Origin of the sequence: Pseudomonas kielensis (assembly GCF_030505375.1) — a bacterium.
Taxonomy (GTDB): domain Bacteria; phylum Pseudomonadota; class Gammaproteobacteria; order Pseudomonadales; family Pseudomonadaceae; genus Aquipseudomonas; species Aquipseudomonas kielensis.
The window spans coordinates 1241464-1268115 of the sequence record NZ_CP130043.1 but is presented as its reverse complement, the minus strand read 5'-3'; the positions used below and the strand labels follow the sequence as shown (position 1 = coordinate 1268115).

The following is a 26652-nucleotide window of genomic DNA, read 5'->3' as shown; positions in this document are numbered from 1 at the left end:
TTGGTCATGAAGTTAGCCATTGTTACTGCCTGCCCCAATGGCATGGTCACCAGTGTGCTGTGCGCCCGGCTGCTGGACGCTGCGGCGCAGCGCCAGGGCTGGAGCACCAGTGTCGAAGTGCACGATGGGGCGCACCCGGAGCGTCAACTGTCGGCTGCGGTCATCGATGATGCCGAGTGGGTGTTGCTGGTCAGCACCGGGGCGGTGGACCTGTCGCGGTTCGTCGGCAAGCGTCTGTATCAGAGCACGCCGTCCCAGGCCCTGCAGGATGTCGACGGGGTGCTGCGCCGTGGCGCCGAGGAGGCGCAGGTCTACCACGCGCCACAAGCCATTGCCGAGCCGGTCAGCACCGGTTCATCGGCGCCGCGCCTGGTAGCGGTCACCGCCTGCCCGACGGGCGTAGCCCACACGTTCATGGCGGCCGAGGCCCTGCAACAGGCGGCCAAGCGCCTGGGCTACGAGCTGCAGGTGGAAACCCAGGGCTCGGTGGGCGCGCGCAATCCGTTGAGCGCCCAGGCGATCAGCGAGGCCGACGTGGTCCTGCTGGCGGCGGATATTGAAGTGCCGACCGAGCGTTTTGCCGGCAAGAAAATCTACCGCTGTGGCACCGGCATCGCCCTCAAGCAAGCCGAGGCGACCCTGAACAAGGCGCTGGCCGAAGGCAAGCTGGAAAGTGCGGCGGCCGCGGCGGGTGCTCCAGTCAAGTCGCAGAAGACCGGGGTCTACAAACACTTGCTGACGGGTGTGTCGTTCATGCTGCCGATGGTGGTGGCGGGCGGCCTGATGATCGCCTTGTCCTTCGTGTTCGGTATCGAGGCGTTCAAGGAAGAGGGCAGCCTGGCGGCGGCCTTGATGCAGATCGGCGGCGAAACCGCGTTCAAGTTGATGGTGCCGTTGCTGGCGGGTTACATCGCCTATTCGATTGCCGACCGTCCGGGCCTGGCGCCGGGGATGATCGGCGGCTTGCTGGCGAGCACCCTGGGTGCCGGTTTCATCGGCGGGATCATTGCCGGTTTCATCGCAGGCTATGCCGCGCAGGCGATCAACCGATATGCACGCTTGCCGCAAAGCCTGGAAGCGCTGAAACCGATCCTGATCATTCCGCTGCTGGCGAGCCTGTTCACCGGGCTGGTGATGATCTACGTGGTGGGCAAGCCGGTGGCCGGGATGCTCTCTGGACTCACCCACTTCCTCGATAGCATGGGCACCACCAATGCGATCCTGCTGGGCGTGCTGCTGGGCGCGATGATGTGCGTCGACCTCGGCGGGCCGATCAACAAGGCCGCCTATGCCTTCTCGGTGGGGCTGCTGGCCTCGCAGAGTTATGCACCGATGGCCGCCACCATGGCCGCCGGCATGGTGCCGCCGATCGGCCTGGGTATTGCCACCTTCATCGCCCGGCGCAAGTTCGCGCAGACCGAGCGCGAGGCGGGTAAAGCGGCGCTGGTGCTGGGGCTGTGCTTCATCTCTGAAGGCGCGATTCCATTCGCCGCCAAGGACCCGCTGCGCGTGATCCCGGCCAGCATCGCTGGCGGCGCGCTGACCGGTGCGCTGTCGATGTATTTCGGCTGCAAACTGATGGCGCCCCACGGTGGGCTGTTCGTGATGCTGATCCCCAACGCAATCAACCATGCGCTGTTGTACCTGCTGGCGATTGTCGCCGGGAGCCTGCTGACCGCGGTGACCTATGCGCTGCTCAAGCGCCCGGAAACCACTGAACTGGCGCTGGAGCCGGCCAAGGCCTGATGCTCCAGATCCGTAGCAGTTGCCGAGCCTGCGAGGCTACGTTCGAGGACGCAGTCCCCGCCGGGTCGGCGGGGGGCTTGGCGTCTGCTTCGCAGCCGAACGCAGCCTCGCGAGCAGGCACTGGCGATGTCCTCAATAGACGTCGCGCCGATAACGCCCTTGCTCGATCAATCGCAGCACCACCTCGGCGCCCAACACCTCGTTGAGCACCTGGTCCACTCCCGAAGCCATCCCTTGCAGGCTGCCGCAGATGTAGATCACGGCGCCGTCGGCCAGCCATTGCTTGAGCACGCCGGCGTGTTCACGCAAGCGATCCTGGACGTAGATTTTCTCCGCCTGGTCCCGCGAGAAGGCCAGGTCCAGGCGTTCCAGGTCACCCTCGATCAACGCGCTTTCCAGCTCATCGCGGCACAGGTAGTCATGTGCGCGATTACGCTCGCCAAACAGCAACCAGTTGCGGGTCTGGCCATCGGCAATCCGGGCCTTGAGCAGGCTACGCAAGCCGGCCAGGCCGGTACCGTTGCCCAACAGAATCATCGGGACCGGGGTGGCCGGCAGATGGAAGCCGCTGTTGCGCCGCACCCGCAGGCTGATCGCCGAACCGACAGGCGCGTGTTCAGTCAGCCAGCCAGAGCCGATGCCCAGGCTGCCGTCGGCGCGACGTTCCTGACGCACGATCAGTTCGAGTACGCCGTCGGCGGCGATCGAGGCAATCGAGTATTCACGCATGGCCAGGGGCACCAAGGCGTCCACCAGGGCCTGGGCATGCAAGCCCACCAGGTGGGCACGATTGTCCGGCAGTTGGCGGCTGGCCAAGGCCTGTTCGAGGGTCTCGAGCAAACCATCGAGTTGCACCGCCGTTTCGCCCGGAATACCCAGCCCTTCAAGGAAGTGTTCGACGGCCCACGGGCAGTTGCGTGGCAGCACTTCGACCAGGTCGCCGGCCAGCCAACTGCTGGTGTCGGGGGCGGTCAGGCCGAGCAAATACACTTCGCTACCGCTGCTGTCAGGGTTCAACAGCTGACGTTTGCTCAAGGTCCAATGGTTGTAGCTGGGGGCTTGCCACTGGGTTGCCGGGGCCTGGCCGGTCAGTTGGCCGAGTTGCTGCTGCCAGTGACTCAAGGCGTAGGGGTCGGCGCTGTCGACTTCCACCGGGGCAAACAGGGTCGTGCCGCCGTGCTCGGCCAGCCAGCCATGCAAGCGCCGGGCGAAGCCACAGAAGTGTTGGTACTGCCGGTCGCCCAGGCCCAGCACCGCGTAGTTGAGGCTGGACAGGTTCGCTGCCCGGCCCAGTACCTTGCGCTCGAAGCCGCGGGCACTGTCCGGTGCTTCCCCGTCACCAAAGGTACTGACCACAAACAATGCATTGCTTGAGTCGCGCAGGTCCTGTTCGCTGAGGGCGGCCAGCGGTTGGACCTTGACCGGTAAACCAGCGGACTGCAGTTGGCTGGCGGTCTGCCAGGCCAGTTGCTCGGCAAAACCACTCTGGCTGGCAAATCCGATCAGCCAGGCCGGTGCATCACCGGTGGCTGGCGCAAGGTCTTTGCGAGCCTGCTGGACCTGGCGTTTCTTGCGCCGCCGATCGAGGTACAGCAGCCAGCCGGTAATGAAGAACAGCGGCATCAGCAACGACGTGACCATCAGGACGATGCGCCCGGCGAGCCCGAAATAACTGCCGACGTGCAGCGCGTAGATGCTGGTCAGAAGCTGCGCCTTGAGGCTCTTGTCGCTGTAGCGATCATGGCGCTTGATGACCCCGGTGGCCGGGTCGAGGCTGATCTGGTTCAGCGCGCGGTCATGGGGCGAGGTCTTGAGCAGGTAGAACACCGTGGCCTGTTGGCCGGCCACCGGCGGCAGGCGCACGTTGTAGGCGCTCAGGTCCTTGCCTGCGACGCTGTAGATGCTGCTCCAGACGGCGTTGTAGTCGACCACCAGCGCCGGGCCGGCCGGGGGCGGCGCACCGCGCTTGGGGCGCACGCGTTCCTGTTGCGGCCCGTCGGAGAGGAGTCGGGTCACGCCCTTGTTGTACCACTCATAGGACCAGGTCAGCCCGGTCAGCGCGGCCAGCAAGTACGCCAGCAGGCACCAGGTGCCGGCCACCGAGTGCAGGTCCCAGTTGAAGGCTCGGCCTTTTTTGCGCCAGTCCAGGGTCAGCCAGGCGCGCCAGCTGCGCCACTGGCGTGGCCAGCGCAGGTACAGGCCGGACAGGCAGAAGAACACCAGGATCAGGGTGCAGGCACCGGTGATTTGTCGGCCGACGTCACCCATGGCCAGAAAGCGGTGCAGTTGCAGCATCAGGCCAAAAAAGTCCTGGCCAACCACATCGCCCATGAACTCGCCGGTGTAGGGATTGACGTAGCGCATCTGCCCGCGTCGTTCGCCCGGCGGTGGCGTGAAGGACAGGCGGGCGGCGTAACCGCTGTCGATGTCGACCCAGAGCATCGAGACCTTTTTGCCCTCGGTGGCTTCGGCTCTGGCCACCAGGTCAGCGGGCGGCAACACCCCGGCGGGGCGTTTTTCCACCTGCAGCACCTGGGGGTTGAGTGCGCGCAGGATCTCGTCCTGAAACGACACCGTCGCCCCGGTAAAGCCCATCAGCGCCAGGACCAGCCCCGCGCTGATACCGAAGAACCAGTGCAGCTGGAACAGGGTTTTCTTCAACACGTCGACCGCCTTGTTCGTTCAGAGATGTATTTTCACGGCGCGCATTATGCCGTGTGTGATCGGTAAGCCAGGTGCTTTACGCACAAAAGCCCCGCTCATCGGGATGAGCGGGGCCTTGGGCTGCACGCTTCCTTTAGAAGTGGAAGTTAGCGTTCAGCAGAGCGGTACGACCCGCCGCCACATGGGCGTAGTGCGTCTGGAAGACCTGGTCGAAATAACGCTTGTCAGCCAGGTTCTGGACGTTGAGTTGCAGGTCAATGTTTTTCGTCAGGCGATAGCTGGCCATCGCGTCATAGCGCCAGTAGGACGGGATCTCTACCGAGTTGGCGACGTTGCCGAACTGCGAATCAACGAAGGTGGCACCCGCGCCGACGGTCAACTTGTCGGGCACCAGGTCATAAGTCGACCACAGGGTAAAGTTGTTACGTGGAGTGCTCGGCATGTGGTTGCCTTCATCGGCGGCGAGGGTGGTTTTGACCACTTCGCTTTCCATGTAGGTGTATCCGCCGAATACTTTCCAGTTACGCGTCAGCTTGCCGCTGTAGCCCAGCTCCAGACCGTTGACCCGTTGCTCGCCGTCCAGCACTTGAGTGGTCGCGCCATCCGGATCGTCAATGCGCGCGTTGGTTTTCTCGGTACGGAACAGTGCGGCAGTCAACGACAGGTCGTCACCAAAGAAGTCCCATTTGGTGCCGATTTCATAGTTGCGGTTCTTTTCCGGATCCAGGTCGCTGTTGGCCACAGTCAGTTCCAGGCCGCCATTGCCGCTGGTTTCGCCAGCCGGGTTGCTGGACGTGGAGTAGGCGGCGTAGATGCTACCGTTGGGCAGCGGGTTGTAGACCACGCCGATCTGGTAGTTCAACAGGTCGCTGGTGTTCTCGCGAGAGAAGGCGCCGGCGGGTGTGTTGCGGCCAGCGTTGGCGTAGCCACTGGATTCTGTCTGGTAGTTGTCGTAACGCAAGCCCAGGTTCAGGGACCATTGCTCGTTGAATTTCAACGTATCGAACACATAGGCCGCTGCGGTTTTGGTGTCCGTATCGGTAAAGGCGGCGCTGTCGGTGATCGTGCCGATCCAGTTATCCCCAGGCGTTGGCTTGTACAGGCTGGTGCAGTCGCCAGAGTTGAACAGGGCAGGGTTGCATTTAGTGCCGCTGGCGCTCGAGGTCAGCGCGTAAGGGCGGTTGTGGGTGTCTTGATAGGAAAACTCAAGGCCGGTAACCAGGCTGTGCTCGATGCTGCCGGTATTGAATTTGGCGTTCAGATCCGTTTGGTTGATCCAGCCACTGGACGTCGAGTTACGGCTCTTGGTGCCACGGTACACGCTGCCGTTGACCACGTTGCCCTTGCTGTCGTCAGGGTTGGTAACGATGTAGTCCAGGGTCGAGCGCGACATGCGGAAACTGTTCGACACGGTCAGGTCGTCATTCAGGTCGTGCTCGATCTTGATGGTGCCGCTGTCGTTGCTGGTCTGGCGATAGTCACGACCGGTGAGGCCGTAGAAGTTATCGCGATCGACATGCACCGGTTTATCGACGTTGTACTTGCTGCGGTTGGGGCTCGAGGCCAACGGAATGCCGTAGTCGGGCATATCGTCGGTTTCGACGTGGTAGTAGCCGACGGTCAACCGTGTATCGGTGCCCAGGCCGAAGGCGAAGGATGGCGCTACACCCCAGCGGCTCACGTCCACCGCATCGCGGCCGGCGACGTTCGCTTCATGCTTCATCAGGTTCAGGCGAAACGCCGAGCTGTCCGTCATTTGCTGGTTCAGATCGAGGGTGGTGCGCTTGGTCTGGTCCGACCCCCACGTGAAGCCACCATTGTAGGCGTTACCCAGTTTGGCGGTCTTGCTCACCAGGTTCAGGCTACCACCGGTGGAGCCGGCGCCAGTGAAGGCCGACCCCGGCCCTTTGCTGACCTCGATCGATTCAACGTTGAAAATTTCGCGGCTCTGGGAAGCCGGGTCGCGCATGCCGTCGACGAACACGTCGCTTTCGGCGTTGAAGCCACGAATGATCGGGCGGTCACCGGCGGGGTTACCGCCTTCGCCTGCGCCAAAAGTGATACCGGGCGTGGTGCGCAGTGCGTCCACAAGGCTGGTGGCAGCCGTGTCGCGAATCACTTGTTGTGGAATCACGGTGACGCTTTTTGGCGTCTCGCGCAGGGGCGCCGTGTATTTCTTGGAGGCCGAAGTATCGGTCTTGTAGGAGGTGTCATCTTGTTCACCGGTCACGCTGGTGGCGTCCAGTGCAATCGCATTGCCGGAAGTTTTCGCGTCAGTCTTTTCTGCGGCGAAAACCATATGGCCGGCGGAGCTGGCGGTGATCGCCACGCCAATAGCAGAAGCGAGCAAACGTGGTGAGCTGACCGGTGATTGTTGTGGCTGGCGTGACATGGTGAATTCCCCTCCCCAAGGATTTGAGGTGGCGGAATATAGAGTAAACACGTATTTGTATCAATTGCGAAACATTGCTATTTGCATTGAATTTACATTCTTTACAATTTGCCCTTACGGTTTATACGTTCTCGTTCGTCATGCCGGTTTTACATAGTCAATAAGAATCAATATCATTGCGCTCCTTTGACTTTCAGGTGTCGCCCCCATGCTGCTGCATATTCCCGGCTTGTTCTCCCGCGAAGAGGTGCAGCGCATCCGCGAGGCGCTGCAGCAGGCCGATTGGGCCGATGGCAAGATCACCGCCGGGTTCCAGTCGGCCAAGGCCAAGCACAACCTGCAACTGCCCGAAGGCCACCCGCTGGCCCAGGAAATCGGCGCCGCGATGCTCGAGCGGCTGTGGAAGCACCCGCGCTTCATGTCCGCCGCGCTGCCGCACAAAGTCTTCCCGCCCTTGCTCAACTGCTACACCGCCGGTGGCAGTTTCGACTTTCATATCGACAACGCCGTACGCCAGCCCAAGGGCAGTGTGGAGCGCGTGCGCACCGACCTGTCGTCGACCCTGTTCTTCAGTGACCCGGACGAATACGACGGTGGCGAGCTGGAAATCCAGGACACCTTCGGCACCCAGCGCGTGAAGTTACCGGCGGGCGACCTGGTGTTGTACCCGGGCACCAGCCTGCACAAGGTCAATGCGGTCACGCGTGGCACGCGCTACGCGTCGTTCTTCTGGACCCAGAGCCTGGTGCGCGAGGACAGCCAGCGCGCCTTGCTGTTCGAGATGGACGAAGCGATCCAGCAACTGACCCAGGACATGCCCGATCACCCGTCGCTGATCCGCCTGACCGGCACCTACCACAACCTGCTGCGTCGCTGGGTCGAGGTCTGAGCCATGAGCTTTCGATTGCGCCGTGAAGAGGTCCTGAGCGGCGAGCAACTCAGCGCCATGCTCGGCGAAAGCCCGGCCCGTGCGGCCCAGGCGATTGTGCTGGCGGCCAAGGCCGGGCTCATCGACGGCCAGGCCCTGCTGGGGCAGATCCTGCTGGAAGGGCGGGGCATCGCCAAGGACCAGGCACTGGCCGTGCGCTGGTTCGAGATCGCAGCCCGGGGCGGACACCTGATGGCGCGCAACATGCTCGGTCGTTGCCATGAGCACGGCTGGGGCTGTGTGGCGGATGCTGCGGTTGCCGCGCGGCACTATGCAATCGCCGCCGATGCGGGCCTGGACTGGGCGCAGTACAACCTTGCCAATCTGCTGGCAACCGGGCGCGGAGTGGCTTTGGATCAGGTCCAGGCGTTGAACCGGTATCGGCGCGCTGCTGAAGCCGGTCACGCCAAATCAATGAACCTGCTGGGGCGCTACCTGGAAGAAGGCCTGGCCTGCACGGCCGATCCGTCAGCGGCGCGCGCCTGGTATCGACGCTCAGCCGAGGGTGGGGATTTTCGCGGGCAATTCAGCCATGCAACGTTGCTGGCGCAGGACGGTCACGTCGATGAGGCGGTCATGTGGCTGAGGAAGGCCTTGGCCGGGGGCAATGTGAACTTCCTGCGAGCCAGCAGTAAATCGTTGCTCGACGCAAATCATCCAACAATCCGTGAGATGGCGCGCGCCTATCAAATGCGGCTAAGTGAATTAGCCGAAGTGTAAGGGCGCACGGTTGTCGCCAGACTCATGGCGATCAATCCTTTAATAATATTAATCAGTACTGCCAACTTAAGTGAGTGGGCGGATTTTCTGTGCGTCAAAAAAAGTGTGGGTTGGCAATACTGTTTTTACTGAAGGAATAAGCGTTGTCTTTATTGTTAACATTTGGTGTGTGGAGGTTATGTCAGTCGGGTACTAGTGTTAGGTGGCGCCAGACGTGGAGCTTGATTGGGTTTGATCATGTGTAAGTGTTGGCGAAGATATCGTATTTGTTATTGCCAATAGTGGCACTGAAATGGAGTTCGGTGATGGATGATAAAGTACTTGAGGCGGCAGTCTTGGCGCCAAAGCTGTTCGTGGACGTTTCACTGGGTGAAGGCGAAGAATATAATCGTGATCCAGGTTTTCAATTAACCAAGGAGCAAATAGTAAACTTACGAAGATATGAAGTTCTTGGTTTGTCTCTTCCCGTGGTAATTGACGCTGTCATCGTGTATCTGGACTACGGTCAAGGGGATGCCGGCGGCCCGGGGCTGACGCCGGGTGACTTCCTGGCGACGTTCAAGAAAACCTACGAACATGCCAGGGGTTGGTCGCCACTGCGTGAAAAAATAATGTTGACGGGCACTGACCTGAAAATCTTTGCCGGCAGCATCCTGCGCATTGGCAATGGTATCGTCGAGATCTACGAGGACCAAAAAGTATCGAGTTACCTGGAGGAACACGGTATCGATACTCCAGAGAAGTATCTGGCTCAACAGTTTCTGAATCCTGGGATTCCTTCCCTGGATTTGTCTGCGGGTGATCTATATGAACTAAGAACCTATCTCGATGAAATGCTGAGCAAAGTACAGAGCGCCCATACCAAGGCGACGTCGGTAAGGGATGAGATCGATCGTTTTGGTACCGCTATGCGCAAGGATGTTTTGCCGAGTGTAAAGCTGCGATTGAAGGCCGTATCGGAGAACACCTATCAGAGTGATATCAAGGCCCTTCAACAGAAAATTGATGACCGCTCGGAAGAGATAGAGCAGCTCAGCAATCAGTATGACCAGATGGTTAAGGACGCGATAATGGCAGCGGCAAGTCTCAATGTCGCGGGGCTGATCCTCGGTATTTACACCGGCGTCAAAGCCGAAGAAATCCGTAAGCAACGAAATGCCCTGAAAGAAGCTCAGGAGCGTGACAATCTGCAAATGCTCAGCAAAAACAAGACGCTGAGTTCATTGAACAGAATACGTACTGATCTTCAGGAGCTCAAGGACGTCACTGTTGAGGCAGAAGTTGCGACGCAGAATCTCATGTTGGTGTGGAATTCGCTGGCGCTCTATGTCAAAGCGTCCAAAGAGGACGCAGACTTACTCGATAATGCGTTGTCGCTCAGGCAGTTTAAAAATCAAGTGCTGAGCATCATCGAGCCTTGGAATCAAATAAAAAATAGTGCAGACCAATTGCTCGGTGTATTTGCAGAGGCGGATAAAGAGTATGAGGCCGGTCAATTGCTGGGTGCAGAGGGGGTGAAAATGTTCAGGTCGTTTTCTGCATCGGATACTCCATCATTCAATATTGTTCAATTGCGTGCCTGTAACGCTCAACTCCAGGATTCCAATGTTACCGCGCAGATGCTTTTCGAACGCTGGGATTATCAACACGGCAATGTTGAAAAAATCAACGGGCTGGCCCTCGCTGCGAACCAGGCTACTGTCAGCTTGCGGGTGCTCAGTGGGACGACAATTATTAATCTGCAACAATCACTCAAGAAGCTGGAGTTGTTGCAGGGGGAGGTTGCATCGCCCATCGATGCGGACGAGGTTCGTAGCGATATGCACAAGGAGCTGAACAGATTATCTGCCCAGCTCACAGCGTCATCCGACGAACTGAAGAACAGTAATCAAAAGTTGCTGGTGTCCTATAGTCGGGATAGTTCGGCGCAGTTGGCGAAGGGCTTGCGAGCTGAGCAGGCGTACGCCGAAGAGCGCATGGCTGTCCTGGAAAAGCAGCGGGATGAATTAGAACCAAAAATCAAGTCGGTGTCTGATGGCATTGACTTGATCGCCAAGGCAGGCATCGAAAAGCTTGGCGAGCAAATGGACTTGTCGAAGGATAAGGTGGTGGAGCTGGGAATGACTCCGCCGCAAGTTGCAGTTGTCATGTTCGCCATTGATACCTTGAAAATGTTAATCTAGGACATCGGTACCACCGTCTCTTATCTGAATATGGTCGCGCAGCTTAATAGGCTCAAAGACCGATTGGCGGAGCTTAAGGATCAAGCGAAAAGATTTACCAGTGATGCCCTGCGTGCTGCTGGACAAATCGAGTTGCTGCAAGCGCTGGATAAAGTGGATGAACAACGCTCGGACTATGTGGCGGAGTTCTCTAGGTTGCTGGCGTATTATGAAGATCTGTCCATCAAGTTTACCCCGGCGCAGGCGGAGCCTGTCGAGGCGCGGGTTGAGTTTGCGATTGCCGAGATTAAAGAGGACATAACCTATTTGACGCCGATGAAGCTGTAAATGCAAAAAGTGGAGGGCTAGTTGCTGACCCTCCACTTTAAGAGGTCAACATATGGCTATCTATACGTTTGACAGTGAACAGCGCTGTACACTTGATCGTTATACCCTGTTCCTGTCCACGATTGTCTCAACGCATGACAAGGTCAATCTGGTGTTTTTCCGGCGCGCAAGTAGCGGCCATCAGCCGACAAGTTTGCCCTACGATTCACGTTTAAATAATGTCGTATGGGATGAGCGAAATCTGCATGGGTTGTGGGCGCGGGTCAAAGCCTTAAGAGACCAAGCCAGTGCTTACATAGAGGCGCTGGTGACATTCAAGCAAGAGGTTTTGCTGTTCATTGCACGCACGTCCAAAAGCGAGTTGCTGGACGGGATGGATATCAGCAACTTCAGCTTGGCTCACTCGCCGATCTGGAACTCGTCACTGCCCCGGACCATCAACGGATTGGTGTATGGGCTGGGCAATCTGTTTTTCGCTGGCAAGGGGGATATGATTCAGGTCGAAAAGATCGTTCAGGATGTATGCGAACATTCGTTTGGGCTGAAATCGATATTCACCAGGGCAATGGGGCATCGCGTTTGTGAATGTCATGCTCAGCCGATCGTGGCTCCCGAGTTGTTTAGGGCAAATGACACGGCCCCTCTCTGGGATATCGAATATTCCTCTGCGGATCCTTTGGTCAAGGCCAGGGAGTATGAGGCCGACGTATTGACGCTCTTTCGGCAATGGGAGTCATTGGGGGTGTGGATGGGAGGTTTTTTTGAGGAGGTCAGTCTCCGTTTTGATGCCGCGAGAATTGATCTCACGCAAACACAGGAGATGACAACCGTCGGCAGGCTAAAAGTGAAGCTGGAGACAGTCCAGGACAATGCTGAAGAGCTTATGGGTATGTTGAATCATGTTGAGTTGTGGTTGAGGAAATAAAAAAGACCCATTTTCATGGGCCTTTTTTACTCGCTGAAGATGCTTAGAGGTAGAACGACTTCAGCGGCGGGAAGCCATTGAACTCAACAGCGCTGTAGCTGGTGGTGTAGGCGCCGGTGGACAGCCAGTACAGGCGGTCACCGATGGCCAGGTTCAGTGGCAGGCCGTATTTGTAGTTTTCGTACATGATGTCGGCGCTGTCGCAGGTTGGGCCGGCGATCACCACTTCTTCCATCTCGCCTTTCTTCTCGGTCCAGATCGGGAACTTGATGGCTTCGTCCATGGTTTCGATCAGGCCGGAGAACTTGCCCACATCCGTGTACACCCAGCGCTCGACCGCGGTACGGGATTTACGCGCGACCAGGACCACTTCACTGACCAGGATGCCGGCGTTGGCGATCAACGAGCGGCCTGGCTCCAGGATGATTTCCGGCAGGTCATCACCGAAGTCTTCCTTCAGGAAGCGGATGATTTCCTCGGCGTAGGTTTCCAGGCTGTTGGTGCGGGTGATGTAGTTGGCCGGGAAGCCACCGCCCATGTTGATCAGCTTGAGGACGATGCCGTCTTCTTCTTTCAGGCGTTCGAAGATCACTTTGACCTTGGCGATCGCGGCATCCCAGACGCTGATGTCACGTTGCTGCGAACCCACGTGGAACGACACACCGTAAGGCACCAGGCCCAGGTCGCGGGCGAGGATCAGCAGGTCCATGGCCATGTCGGTCTGGCAGCCGAATTTGCGCGACAGCGGCCAGTCAGCGGTGGTCGAGCCTTCGGTGAGGATACGCACATAGACTTTGGAGCCCGGTGCGGCCTTGGCGATGTTGCGCAGGTCCGCTTCGGAGTCGGTGGAGTACAGGCGCACGCCCTTGTCGTAGAAGTAGCGGATGTCCTTGGATTTCTTGATGGTGTTGCCGTAGCTGATGCGATCCGGGGTCACGCCCTGGTTGAGGACTTTATCGAGCTCGTAGATCGAGGCGATGTCGAAGCTCGAACCCTTGTCGCGCAGCAGGTCGATGATTTCCACGGCCGGGTTGGCCTTGACCGCGTAATACACCTTGGCAAATTCGAAACCGGCGCGCAGGTCGTCATAGGCCTGGCTGATCATCGCGGTGTCGATCACCACGAACGGGGTTTCTTGTTTGTCGGCGAAGGCCTTCATTTTCTGAAAGGTATCGCGCGCGAAATAGTCTTCGACGTTAATCGACATGCTGGGAACTCCTACTGGCAAACTGAAATTAACAATGGGTGCAAATGAACGTCCTCCGTATCCCCACTTTGGTTCGCCTACTTCCCAAGGCATGTCGCCGAAAGCAAAAAGGCCACGGGCGTGTTGTTGCCCTTGGCCTTGCTGTCTCGTCGTCAGTACTTGAGCCGGATGGATCGTTTCCAGCATGGACGTTCGGCGCGAACTTTAGGGCGTGAGGGGCTTGAGATCAACAAAAAATGTCGCGTTTTTGCACGCTTCCGTCGTGCGGTCCCGGACAGAGACTGATGTAACCGACCTGCATGACAGTGTGATGTTCCCCCAAGAGGGAGATTTGAATACTTGTAGGAGCGAGCTTGCTCGCGATGGACGTCAACGATAACGCATGGAGCCTGGTACCCCGTGGTGCCATCGAGTGCATCGCGAGCAAGCTCGCTCCTACAGTTTTTTTGTCAGGCCACCGCAGTCTCAGCTGGCGAAACGATACTGGTCTTGCCGCCACGGGACTTGCCGGAACTCAAGTACTCGGCAATCGATTCCTGGGTCACCTCGCCGAGGAACACCCGCTCCGCATCCATGACCGGCAACCACGAGCGGTTGAACTCGTACATGCGCGACAGCAGGATGCGCAGGTGCTCGTCGTAGGCGGCAGTGGCGTTGAACTCGCGCAGGTACTGGCCACAGGCGCCGGCCTGGCGGTGCAGGTCGCGACGGCGCACGTAGCCCAGGGCCTTGTTCTCGGCACAGGTGACGACCACATAACGGCGGTCGAGCTCGTCCATCAGCTCCAGTGCTTCGGCCACCGGGGTTTGCGGGCTGACGGACGGGGCGTTGTCCGCGGCGTCTTCGGCCTTGACCAGCAGCAGGCGCTTGAGGGTGCTGTCCTGGCCCACGAAGTTGCTGACAAAGTCGTCCGCCGGGTGGGCGAGCAGGGTGTCCGGGTGGTCGATCTGCAACAGCTTGCCGGCGCGGAAGATGGCGATCTTGTCACCCAGCTTGATCGCTTCGTCGATGTCATGGCTGACCATGATCACTGTCTTGTTCAGCGCCCGCTGCATCTCGAAGAACTCGTTCTGGATCATCTCGCGGTTGATCGGGTCGACCGCGCCGAAGGGTTCGTCCATCAGCAACAACGGGGCATCGGCGGCCAGTGCGCGGATCACGCCGATGCGCTGCTGCTGGCCACCGGACAGTTCACGTGGGTAGCGGTGCAGGTATTGCTTGGGCTCGAGCTTGATCATGCTCATCAATTCACGGGCGCGATCGTGGCACTTCTGCTTGTCCCAGCCGAGCAGGCGCGGGACCACAGTGATATTTTCCTCGATGGTCATGTTGGGGAACAGGCCGATCTGCTGGATCACATAGCCGATGTTGCGACGCAGGGTCACGGCGTCGAGGTCGGTGGTGTCTTCGCCATTGATCAGGATCTTGCCCGAGGTCGGTTTGATCAGGCGGTTGATCATCTTCAGCGTGGTGCTTTTACCGCAACCCGAAGGCCCGAGGAACACGCAGATTTCGCCTTCATTGACGGTCAGGCTTACCGAGTCCACGGCTTTGACGTCTTTGCCGTTGCTGCGGAAGGTTTTGCTGAGGTTTTGAAGTTCGATCATTTCAGGAGTCCTTTGGGAGTCAGCGAGCGTTGCAGCCATTGCAAAAGCAGGTCGGCGAAGATGGCCAGCACACTGACCAGGACCGCGCCGACAATCAGCATCGACATGTCGCTGCGGCTGATGGAAGCGAGAATGAGTACGCCCAGGCCGCCGGCGCCGATGGTCGCGGCGATAGTCATCACCCCGATGTTCATCACTACGGCGGTGCGCACACCGGCCAGGATCACTGGCACCGCGATCGGCAGTTCGACCATGCGCAGGCGCTGGCCGAATGTCATGCCGATGCCCCGGGCGGCTTCGCGAATACCCGGCTCGACGCCGGTCAGCGCCAGGTAGGTGTTACGCATGATCGGCAACAGGGAGTACAGGAACACCGCGGTAATCGCCGGCATCGGTCCCAGGCCCTGGCCGAACTTCGAGTAGAACGGCAACAGCAGGCCGAACAGGGCAATCGAGGGCACGGTCAGCAGCACGGTGGCGCTGGCCTGCAGCGGGCCGGCCAGTGCCGGAAAGCGAGTCATCACGATGCCCAGGGGCACGCCGACGACAATCGCCAGGGTCACGGCAATCCCGACCAGGGTGATGTGCTGCCAGGTCAGGTGCAGGACAAGCGGCCAGTCCAGGTGGGAAAAGGCGTTCAAAAAGTCCATGGCTTTTCCTCCGGTTCAGTTGTTAGAAAGCTGTGGGTGCTGGCGCAGGAAGTCTGCGGCCACGGCCGACGGGCTTTCATGATTGACGTCGACCCGAGCATTGAGCTGGCGCATGGTCTCGTCGTCGAACAGATCGGCCAGCGGCTTGAGTTGGCCAGCCAGTTGCGGATGGGCGTCGAGGTACACCTGGCGTACCACGGGGGCAGCGGTGTAGTCGGGGAAGTAATGCTTGTCGTCTTTGAGCAATTTGAGTTTGAACGCACTCAGGCGCCCGTCGGTGGTGTACACCAGGCCGGCAAACACCTGGCCATTGCGCAGTGCGGTATAGACCAGGCCTGCGTCCATCTGGCGGATATTGCGTCGGGTCAGGTCCATGTCGTAGCGCTCGACCATGCCTGCCAGGCCGTCGGAACGGTTGGCAAACTCGGTGTCCAGGGCCACCAGCGGGTTGTCCTCGGCTTCATTGCGCAGCACTGTGTTCAGCTCGCTGATGCTGTTGACCTCGGGAAATTGCTCGGCGATTTTCTCGGGCAGCGCCAGGGCATAGGTGTTGCTGAATTTCGATGGCGAGAGCCAGGTCAGGCCTTTCTTCGCATCCAGTTCAGTGACCCGCGCCAGGGACTGCTGGCTGTCGAGCTTTTCCGTGACGTGGTTGTAGGACACCAGGGAGACCCCGGTGTATTCCCAGACCATGTCCAGTTGCCCGGTTTCCTGGGCGCTGCGGGCCAGGTTGCTGCCCAGGCCGCCGGTGACCTGGGCGTTGTAGCCCTTGGCACGCAGGTATTGGGCGGTGATTTCGGCGAGCAGCGTCTGCTCGGTGAAGACCCGGGCGCCGATCCGGATCAGGGGTTTTTCGGCGGCCTGGGCAAATCCTGCGCACAGCAGGACGCAGCCCAGTAACAAGCTTGGTAATTTCATCGTGATTCCTTCGCTCAGCCGGATTAGGACTGGGGTAACCCGCGTTCCAGCCAGAGACGGCTGCTCAGTGTCACCAGACCGTCCAGCAGCAAGGCCAGCAGGGCGGTGCACGCCGCGCCGAGGATCAGTTGCGGCTGGTTGTTCAGGGCAATGCCGGGGAATATCAGGCTGCCCAGGCTGTTGGCGCCGATCAGGAACGCCAGGGGGGCGGTACCGACGTTGATCGCCAAGGCCACGCGCACGCCACCGATAATGATCGGCACGGCGTTCGGCAACTCGACCCGCCACAGCACCTGGCGTGGGGTCATGCCGATGCCAACGGCGGCTTCCTTGAGTGAACCCTGGACGTTTTTCAGGCCCTCGTAGGTGTTGCGCACGATGGGCAGGAGGGAGGCGAGGAAGAGGGCGAAGATGGCAGGGCCGCTGCCGATCCCGAGGATCCCCAGGGCGATGGCCAGTACGGCCAGGGGTGGGACGGTGTTGCCGATGTTGAAGATTTGCATGAAGCGTTCGGCGCGTCCGACCAGGGTCGGGCGGCTGAGCAGGATGCCGGCAGGGATACCCACGACAAGGGCGGCCAGCATGGAAGCGAGGACGAGGATCAGGTGAGCTTGCAGGTAAAACAACAAATCGTCGCGGTACAGTTCGATCGTGTTGATGCCGATCCAGTGGATCAGCAGGGCCAGGAGGGCGACGACAACCGCTCCTCCTATCAGCCCTTTGCCATAGCGAATAGCCACAGGCGGACTCCTTTATTTCAGTCGGCGGACACATTCCCGTGTGGCAACGCCATGCCTGGCTGCCGGGAAGGTGTTCGCGAAAAGCAGCTCGCCAATGCCGGCAAAACGGCATGAGGTCGAGCCATGAGCGCAGCCTCGTCAGGCTGACTTGCAGATATTTCAGCCCCTGACGAGTGGTCGTAACAGGGGAGTGGACGTCTCTACGCTTTAAAAGGTTCCCATCTTAGGCAGCATTTGGCCACCCTTAATGTGCTCAACGGTTCGGTTCTGGGTTCAACTTGGGCTATAATCGCCGCCCTTTTTTGAATCACCTGCCAGGCGATTTCCCATGACCAAACAGGCCGCCGAAGTCGCGAAACGCCGCACTTTCGCCATTATTTCCCACCCCGATGCGGGTAAGACCACCATCACCGAGAAGCTCTTGCTGATGGGCAAGGCGATTGCGGTTGCCGGCACGGTGAAATCTCGCAAATCCGACCGCCATGCCACCTCCGACTGGATGGAAATGGAAAAGCAGCGGGGTATTTCGATTACCACCTCGGTCATGCAGTTTCCGTATCGCGACCACATGATCAACCTGCTCGACACCCCGGGCCACGAAGACTTCTCCGAAGATACCTACCGTACCCTGACGGCGGTCGACTCGGCCTTGATGGTCCTCGACGGCGGTAAGGGTGTAGAGCCACGGACCATCGCCCTGATGGACGTTTGCCGACTGCGTGACACGCCGATCGTCAGCTTCATCAACAAACTCGACCGTGACATCCGCGACCCGATCGAACTGCTCGACGAAATCGAAGCGGTCCTGAAAATCAAGGCCGCGCCGATCACCTGGCCGATCGGTTGCTACCGCGACTTCAAGGGCGTGTATCACCTCGCCGACGACTACATCATCGTCTACACCGCGGGCCACGGCCACGAGCGGACCGAAGTGAAGATCATCGAGAAGCTCGACTCCGATGAGGCTCGCGAGCACCTGGGTGATGAGTACGATCGCTTCGTCGAACAGCTTGAGCTGGTGCAAGGCGCCTGCCACGAGTTCAATCAGCAGGAGTTCCTGGACGGCCAGTTGACCCCGGTGTTTTTTGGTACGGCACTGGGTAACTTCGGTGTCGATCACGTGCTCGACGCCGTGGTCAACTGGGCGCCAAAACCCCTGGCACGGGTCGCCAACGAGCGGACCGTGGAGCCGGTGGAAGAGAAGTTCACCGGTTTCGTGTTCAAGATCCAGGCGAACATGGACCCCAAGCACCGCGACCGAATCGCCTTCATGCGGATCTGCTCCGGCAAGTACGAAAAAGGCATGAAGATGCGCCACGTGCGCACCGGCAAGGACGTGCGGATCGGCGATGCGCTGACCTTCTTCTCCTCCGAGCGTGAGCAACTGGAAGAAGCGTTTGCCGGCGACATCATCGGCCTGCACAACCACGGCACCATCCAGATCGGCGACACCTTCACCGAAGGCGAAGCCCTGGGTTTCACCGGTATCCCGCACTTCGCCCCGGAACTGTTCCGCCGCGTGCGCCTGAAGGACCCGCTCAAATCCAAGCAACTGCGCCAGGGCCTGCAGCAATTGGCCGAAGAGGGCGCCACCCAGGTGTTCTTCCCGGAGCGCAGCAACGACATCATCCTCGGCGCCGTGGGTGTGCTGCAGTTCGATGTGGTCGCCAGCCGCTTGAAAGAGGAATACAAGGTCGAGTGCGCCTATGAGCCGATCACCGTGTGGTCCGCGCGCTGGATCGATTGCAGCGATAAGAAGAAGCTTGAAGAGTTCAGCGTCAAGGCCGTGGAAAACCTCGCGGTCGACGGCGGCGGTCACCTGACCTACCTGGCCCCGACCCGGGTCAACCTGGCGCTGATGGAAGAGCGCTGGCCAGACGTGAAATTCCGCGCGACCCGTGAACATCACTAAGCGCTGAGCCGTCACATCCAAAACCCCGTTGCGAAAGCTGCGGGGTTTTTTGTTGGCTGCGCGAGCTTAGCCGGATTGGCTCTAACCTTTATTCAAAACCAATCTGGGGGGGAAGGGGCATTTCCTGGCTTTTGTCGGCGTCCTATCTGGAGAACCCGATGGATCACAACTAGATTGCAGCCAATGCCACGGCGACCGGGTTCTTCGCCGCCGGGCTCTCCCTGAAAGGATGGAATCGGCTATGAGCATTTTTCAACGCAGTGTGCTGTTGCTTAAGGTGTTGCTGTTGCTGTCGGTGGGTATGACGTCGGCCTGGGCCGAGTGCCCTCGCCATGGTGAGCAAGTGTCGAGCGATCAGGTGGGAGACGGCGCCTTGATGCTGGCCAAGTCTGAATCGGAACCTGGGGACAAGGGCCAGGGCGGTAGCGCGGGCGACGATGACTCGACCACCGACGAGCCGGACAGCGATGACCCGGACGAAGGTGATAGCCAGACGTAGTTTGCCATTGCGCCAATCCCCTGTAGGAGCGAGCAAGCTCGCTCCTACACCTACAGCAGTTTGTCAGGCCGCACCCTCGAGAAATTGCTCGGCGTAATGGCACGCCACCTGCCGATTGTCGAGCACACGCAAGACCGGCTCTTCGCTGCTGCAACGCTCGGTGGCGTACGGGCAGCGCTTGTGGAAGGCGCAGCCGGACGGTGGGTTGAGCGGGTTGGGCAGTTCGCCGACGATCTTGATTTTCGGCTTGTCCGGGTCCGGGTGGATGGTCGGTGTGGCCGACAGCAGGGCCTGGGTGTAGGGGTGCAGGGGGCGGGTGTAGATGTCCTCTTTGGGGCCCATTTCCACCGGCCGGCCGAGGTACATCACCATCACGTGGTCGGCCACGTGGCGCACCACCGCCAGGTTGTGGGAGATGAACACGTAGGCGGTGTTGAATTCCTGCTGCAGGTCCATGAACAGGTTCAGCACCTGGGCCTGGATCGACACGTCCAGCGCCGAGGTCGGTTCGTCCGCCACCAGCACCTTGGGTTGCAGCATCATCGCCCGGGCCAGGGCGATGCGCTGGCGCTGGCCGCCGGAGAACATGTGCGGATAGCGCTGGTAGTGCTCGGGCCGCAGGCCGACCTGCTTCATCATCGCCTGGACTTTTTCACGGCGCTCGGCGGCCGAAAGGTCGGTGTTGATCAGCAGCGGCTCGGCCAGTTGGTCACCGATTTTCTGCCGTGGGTTGAGCGACGCATAGGGGCTTTGGAACACCATCTGCACGTCTTTGCGCAACTGTTTGCGCTCGGCCTTGTTGGCCCCGGAGACTTCCTGCCCGGCGATTTTCAGCGAGCCGGAGGACGGCTCTTCGATCAGCGTCAGGGCGCGGGCCAGGGTCGACTTGCCGCAACCGGATTCGCCGACCACGGCCAGGGTCTTGCCGGCTTCCAGTTCGAACGACACGCCGTTGAGCGCGCGCACGGTGGCGTGGCCCTTGAACAGGCCGCGGGAGACTTCGTAGTGACGGGTCAGGTCACGGGCGGTGAGAACGACGGCCATTACGCCACCTCCTGATTCAAGGGATAGAAGCAGCGAGCGAGGCTGTTGCTTTTCGGGTCGAGGGCCGGGCGTTGGGCGCGGCAGTTGTCCTGCACGTACGGGCAGCGTGGCGACAGCAGGCAACCCTGCGGACGGTCATAACGGCCCGGCACGATGCCCGGCAGCGTGGCCAGGCGCGATTCGCCCAGGCTGTGCTCCGGAATCGCCTTGAGCAGGGCTTCGCTGTAGGGGTGCGCGGGGATGTCGAACAGCTGTGGCACCTGGCCGACTTCCACCGCTTGACCGGCGTACATCACGCACACGCGCTGGGCGGTTTCGGCGACCACGGCGAGGTCGTGGGTGATCAGCACCAGGCCCATGTCCTGCTCTTTCTGCAGGGCCAGCAGCAGGTCCATGATCTGCGCCTGAATGGTCACGTCGAGGGCGGTGGTCGGTTCGTCGGCGATCAGCAGCTTGGGTTCGCCGGCAATCGCCATGGCAATGGCCACGCGCTGGCTCATGCCGCCGGAGAGTTGGTGCGGGTAGGCGTCCATGCGGCTGGCGGCGCCGGGGATCTCGACTTTTTCCAGCAGTTCGATGGCGCGTTTGCGCGCCGCGCGGCCGGACATTTTCAGGTGCAGGCGCAGCACTTCTTCAATCTGGAAGCCGACGGTGTAGCTCGGGTTCAGGGCGGTCATCGGGTCCTGGAAGACCATGGCCAGGTCCTTGCCGACGATCTGCCGGCGTTGACGGTTGCTCAGCTTGAGCATGTTCTTGCCGTCAAAGTTCAGGGCGTCGGCGGTGACGATGCCGGGGTGCTCGATCAGGCCCATCAGCGCCATCATGGTCACGGATTTGCCCGACCCCGATTCGCCCACGATGGCCAGGACTTCGCCCTTGTCCACGCTCAGGTCCAGGCCGTCGACCACGGGGACGGCGGTCTTGTCGCCGAAGCGCACGTTGAGATTCTTGATTTCTAACAGTGACATGGGAATCTCCTCAGGCGGCGTTCTTGAGTTTCGGGTCCAGCGCGTCGCGCAGGCCGTCGCCCATCAGGTTGATTGCCAGCACGCTGAGCAAAATGGTCAAACCAGGCAGGCTCACCACCCACCAGGCGCGTTCGATGTAGTCGCGAGCCGAGGCCAGCATGGTGCCCCACTCCGGCGTTGGCGGTTGGACGCCAAGGCCAAGGAAGCCCAGGGCGGCGGCATCGAGAATCGCCGAGGAAAAACTCAAGGTGGCCTGGACGATCAGCGGTGCCATGCAGTTGGGCAGCACGGTGATGAACATCAGGCGCGGCAGGCCGGCACCGGCCAGGCGCGCAGCGGTCACGTAGTCACGGTTCAGTTCGCCCATCACCGCGGCGCGGGTCAGGCGCACGTAGGAGGGCAGGGACACGATGGCGATGGCGATCACGGTGTTGATCAGGCCAGGGCCGAGGATGGCGACAATCGCCACGGCCAGCAGCAGGGACGGCAGGGCCAGCATGATGTCCATCAGGCGCATGATGGTAGGGCCCAGCAGGCGCGGGAAGAACCCGGCGAACAGGCCCAGCAGGATCCCCGGGATCAGTGACATGACCACCGATGACAGGCCGATCAGCAGCGACAGGCGCGACCCCTGGATCAAGCGCGACAGCAGGTCGCGGCCCAGTTCGTCGGTGCCGAGCAGGAACTGCAGTTGCCCGCCTTCGAGCCAGGCCGGTGGGGTCAGCAGGAAGTCACGGTATTGCTCGCTGGGGTTATGCGGGGCGACCCAGGGCGCGAAGATCGCGCAGAAGATCACCAGCAGCATGAACATCAGGCCGGCCACCGCGCCCTTGTTGCGGGAGAAGGCGTGCCAGAATTCTTTGTACGGGGACGGATACAGCAGGCTTTGATCGACTGCTGCCGAGGGGGTTGGCGTACTCATGGGTAATGATCTCAGCGCTGATGACGGATGCGTGGGTTGGCAAAGCCGTAGAGGATGTCCACCACGAAGTTGACCAGGATCACCAGGCAGGCGATTAACAGGATGCCGTTCTGCACCACGGGGTAGTCCCGGGCGCCGATGGCTTCGATCAGCCATTTACCGATGCCGGGCCAGGAGAAGATGGTCTCGGTCAGGACCGCCCCGGCGAGCAAGGTGCCGACCTGCAGGCCGACCACGGTCAGCACCGGGATCAGGGCGTTGCGCAGGCCGTGGACGAACACCACGCGCGACGGCGACAGGCCTTTGGCCCGCGCGGTGCGGATGTAGTCTTCGCGCAGCACTTCGAGCATCGAGGAGCGGGTCATGCGCGCGATCACCGCCAGCGGGATGGTGCCGAGCACGATGGCCGGCAGGATCAGGTGGTGCAGGGCGTCGAGGAACGCGCCGGTGTCATCGGCCAGCAGGGTGTCGATGAGCATGAAGCCGGTGACCGGCTCGATGTCGTAGAGCAGGTCGATCCGCCCGGAAACCGGGGTCCAGCCCAGGGACACCGAGAAGAACATGATGAGGATCAGGCCCCACCAGAAGATCGGCATCGAATACCCGGCCAGGGAGATGCCCATGACCCCATGGTCGAACAGCGATCCTCGCTTGAGGGCCGCGATCACCCCGGCCAGCAGGCCGAGGATGCCGGCGAAGAGCAGGGCGGCCATGGACAGCTCCAGGGTCGCGGGGAACAACGACGTGAACTCGCTCCACACACTTTCACGGGTGCGCAGCGATTCACCGAGGTCGCCCTGGGCCAGTTTGCCGATGTAGTCCAGGTACTGGGCATACAGTGGCTTGTTCAGACCAAGGCGTTCCATTGCCTGAGCGTGCATTTCGGGGTCGACCCGGCGTTCGCCCATCATGACTTCCACAGGGTCGCCGGGAATCATGCGAATCAACGCGAACGTCAGCAGGGTGATGCCGAAGAACGTGGGGATCAACAACCCCAATCGGCGGGCAATAAAACTAAACATCTTCTGGTGTACCTCATCAGCCGGTTAGGCGTACCGGTCAGCCCAGGATCGGGCTGTGGCCGGCGTTTTTTTCTACTTCACCTGGGTGGTGGCGAAGTTATTGGTGGTCAGCGGGTTCATGTAATAACCGTCTACGTTCTTGCGCATGGCGGTAAACATCTTGGGATGAGCCTGATCGACCCACACCACTTCGTCGTGCAGGATAACCAGGGCTTTTTCATAGAGGGCGGCGCGCTCGGCGGTACCGGTCGTGGCCCGAGCCTGGGTGATCAGCGCCTGGAATTGCGGGTTGCACCAGCGGCTGTAGTTTTCGCCGTTTTTGGCGGCTTCGCAACTCAGCAGCGGGCCGAGGAAGTTATCCGGGTCACCGTTGTCGCCGCTCCAGCCAGCAGACACCAGGTCGTGTTCGCCTTTCTTCGCACGCTTGAGCATCTCCGCCCACTCCATGACCCGAATGTCGATGGTGATACCCACCTTGGCCAGGTCTGCCTGGATCAACTGCGCGCCCAATTGCGGGTTCGGGTTGGTCGGGCCACCGGCGTTGCGGGTGTACAGGGTGAACACCGTGCCGGGTGGAACACCGGCTTCCTTGAGCAGGGCGCGTGCCTGGTCGAGGTCCTGGGGCGGGTTCTTCAGCGTGGTGTTATAGCCCAGCAGCGCGGGTGGGTAGGGGTTGACCGCGGCAATCGCGTTGCCCTTGCCGTACAGGGTGTCGACGTAGTTCTGTTTGTCCAGGGCCAGCTCGATGGCCCGACGCACCCGCACATCGCTCAGGTATGGGCGGCTGGTGTTGATCGCGGTATAGCCGGTGGACATCGCCGCGATGGTGGCGATTTGCAGGGCCGGATCGGCCTGGATGCTCGGGACGTCGTCGGGCTTGGGATAGAGCGCCACCTGGCACTCATTGGCCTTGAGTTTTTGCAGGCGGGTGTTGTTGTCCGGGGTGATCGCGAAGATCAGTGGGTCTGCCGGCGGCTTGCCACGGAAGTAGTGCGGGTTGGCCTTGTAGCGGACCTGGGCATCCTTGGCGTAGCGCTGGAAGATGAACGGGCCGGTGCCGATCGGCTTGCTGTTGAGGTCGGCCATTTTGTCGGCCTTTTGCAACTGCGCGGCGTACTCGGCCGAGTGAATCGAGGTGAATGCCATGCCCAGGTCCAGCAGGAACGGGGCTTCAGGGCGGTTCAGGGTGAACCTGACGCTCATGTCGTCGACTTTTTCGACGCGCTTGAGCAGGTTCTGGAAGTCCATGCTTTCAAAGTACGGAAAGCCGACAGCCGATTGCTTGTGCCAAGGATGGTTGGGGTCCAGTTGACGCTGGAAGCTCCAGACCACGTCGTCGGCGTTGAGCGTGCGCGTCGGTTTGAAGTAGTCGGTCGTGTGGAACGCTACGCCTGGGCGCAGGTGGAAGGTGTATTGCAGGCCGTCCGGGCTGATGTCCCAGCTTTCGGCCAGGGCCGGCTGGATCTGCGCGGTACCGGGCTTGAAGTCCACCAGGCGGTTGAACAGCGTCTCTGCCGCGGCGTCGGCCGTAACGGCAGTGGTGTAGAGCACTGGGTCGAAACCTTCCGGGCTGGCCTCGGTGCAGACCACCAAGGGTTTGGCCGAAGCACCGATGGCTGTCATCAGCACGGTGGCTGCGACAACCGCACGCAAGGGAAGCATCTTCATATAAACCCTCCGTATTCCATGAGCCAGATTAGTCGTTGGGACCGATTCGTCGAATCGGCCCCGCAGTTGTCACGCCTTAGAGGACGTTGAACGGAATGGTTGTCACCAGGCGGAACTCGTTGATGCTGCCATCAGCCTGGTTTTCGCTCGCCCGGTGCGCGGTGTAGGTGGCGCGGACGGTGGTGGCTTTCAGCGGACCGCTCTGAATGGCGTAAGTGCTGCCAATGCCATATTCGTAGTGGTGTTCGCCGTCTTGCGACTGGATGCCGTCGTAGCCGGTGCCGGTGTAGTGGGTGCCGTCGATGCCCCAGCCGCGTGCCTGGTAAATGTTGAACTTGAGGCCCGGTACGCCGTACTCGGCCATGTTCAGGCCGTAGGAAACCTGGAAGGATTTCTCGTTCGGGCCGTTGAAGTCCGACAGCAGGGAGTTGGCCAGGTAGATGCCGTTGGTTTCGTGCAGGTAGTCGAAGTACTCGTTACCGTTCACTTCCTGGTAGGAGAAGGTCAGGGTGTGAGCCTGGTGGGTCAGGCCGAACGACAGGGAGTAGGTGTCGTTGTCGATGTTGCCCAGCTTGGCTTTGCCTTCCTCCTGGGTCTTGTAGTAGTTCAGGCCGGTGGTCAGGCTCAGCACCGAGCTGTCGCCCAGCACATGGGTGGCGCCGAAGTAGTACTGGTTCCAGATGTCTTCGGCCTGGGTGGCCCAGAGGCTGGTGGTCAGGCTGGCGAACGGCGAGTAGCTGATGCCGGCGGTGTTGACGTGATCGGCTTCGGCATCGATGGCGCCGTATTCGGAGCGGAATTTGCTCAGGCTTTCTTCGGTACGCGGCGAGTTGCGATCGAAGGTGGCCACGTCGAAGGCCAGGTTGGTCAGCTCTTCACTGTGCAAGGCCACGCCCTGGAAGCTCGAGGGCAGGGCACGGTTGCTGATGACGTCGACTTGCGGGCTGCTGAAGTTCATGCGCCCGGCAGTCAGGGTGGTGTTGGAGATGCGGGCCTTGACGTTGGCCAGGCCCAGCTTGCTCCATTGTCCCTGGGCGTCGCCGCCTTCTTTGGTCAGGGTCCGGTTGTTGCCTGCGCCAGGGCGAGTGCCGGGAGCGCCGCCGTTGTTGGAGGCCAGGTTTTCCCGATCACGTTCCAGCGCAACGGCGTTGTAGGCCGCCAGCTCGGTGCTGAAACCCACGGTGCCCTGGGTGAACCCGGAGTTGTACTTGACGATGGTGCCCTGGACCCAGTTGATCCGGCGATCGGTGGGGGTCGATACGCCGTCTTTCTTGTAGGCGAACTTGCCGCCACGCTTGAGTTGTTCGTTGGCGTACCAGTTGCGGGTGCTGCCGCCGATCGTCTGGCCTTCGATGAAGCCGGTGGCCTCGGATTGGGCATTGCCGGTGTTGATCGTCACCGGGTTGAACGCCTGGCTCTGGGGTTCGGCATAGGCGGTTGCGGTGATGCTGCTGATGGCCAGGGCCAACAGGGCGGAGTTGCTCAGTTTCATCAGTGAAGCTCCTTTTTTTCTCTTGTTATTGCCGGTCTCTTGCACTGATCCGGCTCTTTGGTTTTGAACACAAGCAAGGCATCGCAAACGTTTGCATGGGGCGAGATCGCCGAATTCA

General features: G+C 60.4%; 19 protein-coding genes and 1 pseudogene. 7 read left to right on the top strand and 13 right to left on the bottom strand.

Going from position 1 to position 26652, the window contains the following annotated elements; genetic code table 11:
* Positions 1–6 precede the first annotated feature (6 nt).
* Entirely contained in the window at positions 7–1746 is a 1740-nt protein-coding gene (locus Q1W70_RS06225; RefSeq protein WP_166591390.1) for a PTS fructose-like transporter subunit IIB, read from the top strand.
* Between the two features lie 132 nt (positions 1747–1878).
* On the opposite strand, the gene Q1W70_RS06220 is transcribed toward Q1W70_RS06225, so the two are convergent.
* Together Q1W70_RS06220 and Q1W70_RS06215 are read right to left on the bottom strand one after the other, a co-directional pair.
* Positions 1879–4410, bottom strand: coding sequence for a PepSY domain-containing protein (locus tag Q1W70_RS06220; protein WP_302098683.1), 2532 nt, complete (start codon positions 4408–4410; stop codon positions 1879–1881).
* Between the two features lie 133 nt (positions 4411–4543).
* Positions 4544–6802, bottom strand: a complete 2259-nt coding sequence (locus Q1W70_RS06215) for a TonB-dependent receptor (protein WP_302098682.1) — start codon at positions 6800–6802, stop codon at positions 4544–4546.
* 208 nt (positions 6803–7010) lie between these two features.
* Between Q1W70_RS06215 and Q1W70_RS06210 the strand changes: the two genes are divergently transcribed.
* From Q1W70_RS06210 to Q1W70_RS06195, 4 genes and pseudogenes are all read left to right on the top strand, one after another.
* The gene (locus Q1W70_RS06210; protein ID WP_166591387.1) at positions 7011–7691 is read left to right on the top strand and encodes a Fe2+-dependent dioxygenase; all 681 of its coding nucleotides are present in this window, start codon (positions 7011–7013) and stop codon (positions 7689–7691) included.
* Positions 7692–7694: 3 nt separating this feature from the next.
* Complete coding sequence (locus tag Q1W70_RS06205; RefSeq protein WP_166591386.1) at positions 7695–8450, top strand: tetratricopeptide repeat protein; 756 nt, start codon at positions 7695–7697, stop codon at positions 8448–8450.
* A gap of 305 nt (positions 8451–8755) precedes the next feature.
* A pseudogene (locus Q1W70_RS06200) lies at positions 8756–10960 on the top strand (alpha-xenorhabdolysin family binary toxin subunit A).
* 52 nt (positions 10961–11012) lie between these two features.
* Positions 11013–11885 (top strand): hypothetical protein, encoded by an 873-nt coding sequence (locus tag Q1W70_RS06195; RefSeq protein WP_166591384.1) that lies wholly within the window; start codon positions 11013–11015, stop codon positions 11883–11885.
* A gap of 43 nt (positions 11886–11928) precedes the next feature.
* Here Q1W70_RS06195 and Q1W70_RS06190 read toward each other — a convergent pair whose 3' ends face one another.
* The 5 genes from Q1W70_RS06190 to Q1W70_RS06170 form a co-directional block, all read right to left on the bottom strand.
* Entirely contained in the window at positions 11929–13092 is a 1164-nt protein-coding gene (locus tag Q1W70_RS06190; RefSeq protein WP_166591383.1) for a type III PLP-dependent enzyme, read from the bottom strand.
* A 449-nt stretch (positions 13093–13541) separates the two neighbouring features.
* Positions 13542–14699 carry an osmoprotectant ABC transporter ATP-binding protein OsmV gene (locus Q1W70_RS06185; RefSeq protein ID WP_166591382.1) on the bottom strand — a complete coding sequence of 386 codons (1158 nt, stop codon included), beginning with the start codon at positions 14697–14699 and terminating at the stop codon, positions 13542–13544.
* Entirely contained in the window at positions 14696–15349 is a 654-nt protein-coding gene (locus Q1W70_RS06180; protein ID WP_095169437.1) for an ABC transporter permease, read from the bottom strand. Before Q1W70_RS06180 ends, Q1W70_RS06185 begins: the two co-directional genes overlap by 4 nt.
* A 15-nt stretch (positions 15350–15364) precedes the next feature.
* The gene (locus Q1W70_RS06175; protein ID WP_166591381.1) at positions 15365–16267 is read right to left on the bottom strand and encodes a glycine betaine ABC transporter substrate-binding protein; all 903 of its coding nucleotides are present in this window, start codon (positions 16265–16267) and stop codon (positions 15365–15367) included.
* A 23-nt stretch (positions 16268–16290) separates the two neighbouring features.
* A complete protein-coding gene (locus Q1W70_RS06170) occupies positions 16291–17007 on the bottom strand; it encodes an ABC transporter permease (RefSeq protein WP_095169435.1) in 717 nt (238 codons plus the stop codon).
* Between the two features lie 328 nt (positions 17008–17335).
* Between Q1W70_RS06170 and Q1W70_RS06165 the strand changes: the two genes are divergently transcribed.
* Both Q1W70_RS06165 and Q1W70_RS06160 read left to right on the top strand, forming a co-directional pair.
* Complete coding sequence (locus Q1W70_RS06165) at positions 17336–18919, top strand: peptide chain release factor 3 (protein WP_166591380.1); 1584 nt, start codon at positions 17336–17338, stop codon at positions 18917–18919.
* 241 nt (positions 18920–19160) lie between these two features.
* Positions 19161–19418 (top strand): hypothetical protein, encoded by a 258-nt coding sequence (locus tag Q1W70_RS06160; RefSeq protein WP_166591379.1) that lies wholly within the window; start codon positions 19161–19163, stop codon positions 19416–19418.
* Between the two features lie 63 nt (positions 19419–19481).
* Here the strand turns inward: Q1W70_RS06160 and Q1W70_RS06155 are convergent, their stop codons facing one another.
* From Q1W70_RS06155 to Q1W70_RS06130, 6 genes are all read right to left on the bottom strand, one after another.
* The gene (locus Q1W70_RS06155; protein ID WP_302098681.1) at positions 19482–20462 is read right to left on the bottom strand and encodes a peptide ABC transporter ATP-binding protein; all 981 of its coding nucleotides are present in this window, start codon (positions 20460–20462) and stop codon (positions 19482–19484) included.
* A complete protein-coding gene (locus Q1W70_RS06150; protein WP_166588793.1) occupies positions 20462–21430 on the bottom strand; it encodes an ABC transporter ATP-binding protein in 969 nt (322 codons plus the stop codon). The genes Q1W70_RS06155 and Q1W70_RS06150 overlap by 1 nt, the downstream gene beginning before the upstream one ends.
* Positions 21431–21440: 10 nt before the next feature.
* On the bottom strand, positions 21441–22352 hold the full coding sequence (locus Q1W70_RS06145; RefSeq protein WP_166588792.1) for an ABC transporter permease subunit: 912 nt from the start codon (positions 22350–22352) through the stop codon (positions 21441–21443).
* A gap of 11 nt (positions 22353–22363) precedes the next feature.
* The gene (locus tag Q1W70_RS06140; RefSeq protein WP_159993744.1) at positions 22364–23374 is read right to left on the bottom strand and encodes an ABC transporter permease subunit; all 1011 of its coding nucleotides are present in this window, start codon (positions 23372–23374) and stop codon (positions 22364–22366) included.
* A gap of 72 nt (positions 23375–23446) precedes the next feature.
* A complete protein-coding gene (locus Q1W70_RS06135; RefSeq protein WP_302098680.1) occupies positions 23447–25042 on the bottom strand; it encodes an ABC transporter substrate-binding protein in 1596 nt (531 codons plus the stop codon).
* Positions 25043–25118: 76 nt separating this feature from the next.
* Positions 25119–26534 (bottom strand): OprD family porin, encoded by a 1416-nt coding sequence (locus Q1W70_RS06130; RefSeq protein ID WP_166588790.1) that lies wholly within the window; start codon positions 26532–26534, stop codon positions 25119–25121.
* Positions 26535–26652: the final 118 nt, after the last annotated feature.

What these genes read in the sequence shown, in the direction of transcription:
- Q1W70_RS06225 (WP_166591390.1), top strand. Translation starts at nt 7, where the DNA reads ATGAAGTTAGCCATTGTTACTGCCTGCCCCAATGGCATGGTCACCAGT.
- Q1W70_RS06215 (WP_302098682.1), bottom strand. Translation starts at nt 6,802, where the DNA reads ATGTCACGCCAGCCACAACAATCACCGGTCAGCTCACCACGTTTGCTC.
- Q1W70_RS06210 (WP_166591387.1), top strand. Translation starts at nt 7,011, where the DNA reads ATGCTGCTGCATATTCCCGGCTTGTTCTCCCGCGAAGAGGTGCAGCGC.
- Q1W70_RS06205 (WP_166591386.1), top strand. Translation starts at nt 7,695, where the DNA reads ATGAGCTTTCGATTGCGCCGTGAAGAGGTCCTGAGCGGCGAGCAACTC.
- Q1W70_RS06195 (WP_166591384.1), top strand. Translation starts at nt 11,013, where the DNA reads ATGGCTATCTATACGTTTGACAGTGAACAGCGCTGTACACTTGATCGT.
- Q1W70_RS06190 (WP_166591383.1), bottom strand. Translation starts at nt 13,092, where the DNA reads ATGTCGATTAACGTCGAAGACTATTTCGCGCGCGATACCTTTCAGAAA.
- Q1W70_RS06185 (WP_166591382.1), bottom strand. Translation starts at nt 14,699, where the DNA reads ATGATCGAACTTCAAAACCTCAGCAAAACCTTCCGCAGCAACGGCAAA.
- Q1W70_RS06180 (WP_095169437.1), bottom strand. Translation starts at nt 15,349, where the DNA reads ATGGACTTTTTGAACGCCTTTTCCCACCTGGACTGGCCGCTTGTCCTG.
- Q1W70_RS06175 (WP_166591381.1), bottom strand. Translation starts at nt 16,267, where the DNA reads ATGAAATTACCAAGCTTGTTACTGGGCTGCGTCCTGCTGTGCGCAGGA.
- Q1W70_RS06165 (WP_166591380.1), top strand. Translation starts at nt 17,336, where the DNA reads ATGACCAAACAGGCCGCCGAAGTCGCGAAACGCCGCACTTTCGCCATT.
- Q1W70_RS06160 (WP_166591379.1), top strand. Translation starts at nt 19,161, where the DNA reads ATGAGCATTTTTCAACGCAGTGTGCTGTTGCTTAAGGTGTTGCTGTTG.
- Q1W70_RS06155 (WP_302098681.1), bottom strand. Translation starts at nt 20,462, where the DNA reads ATGGCCGTCGTTCTCACCGCCCGTGACCTGACCCGTCACTACGAAGTC.
- Q1W70_RS06150 (WP_166588793.1), bottom strand. Translation starts at nt 21,430, where the DNA reads ATGTCACTGTTAGAAATCAAGAATCTCAACGTGCGCTTCGGCGACAAG.
- Q1W70_RS06145 (WP_166588792.1), bottom strand. Translation starts at nt 22,352, where the DNA reads ATGAGTACGCCAACCCCCTCGGCAGCAGTCGATCAAAGCCTGCTGTAT.
- Q1W70_RS06140 (WP_159993744.1), bottom strand. Translation starts at nt 23,374, where the DNA reads ATGTTTAGTTTTATTGCCCGCCGATTGGGGTTGTTGATCCCCACGTTC.
- Q1W70_RS06135 (WP_302098680.1), bottom strand. Translation starts at nt 25,042, where the DNA reads ATGAAGATGCTTCCCTTGCGTGCGGTTGTCGCAGCCACCGTGCTGATG.
- Q1W70_RS06130 (WP_166588790.1), bottom strand. Translation starts at nt 26,534, where the DNA reads ATGAAACTGAGCAACTCCGCCCTGTTGGCCCTGGCCATCAGCAGCATC.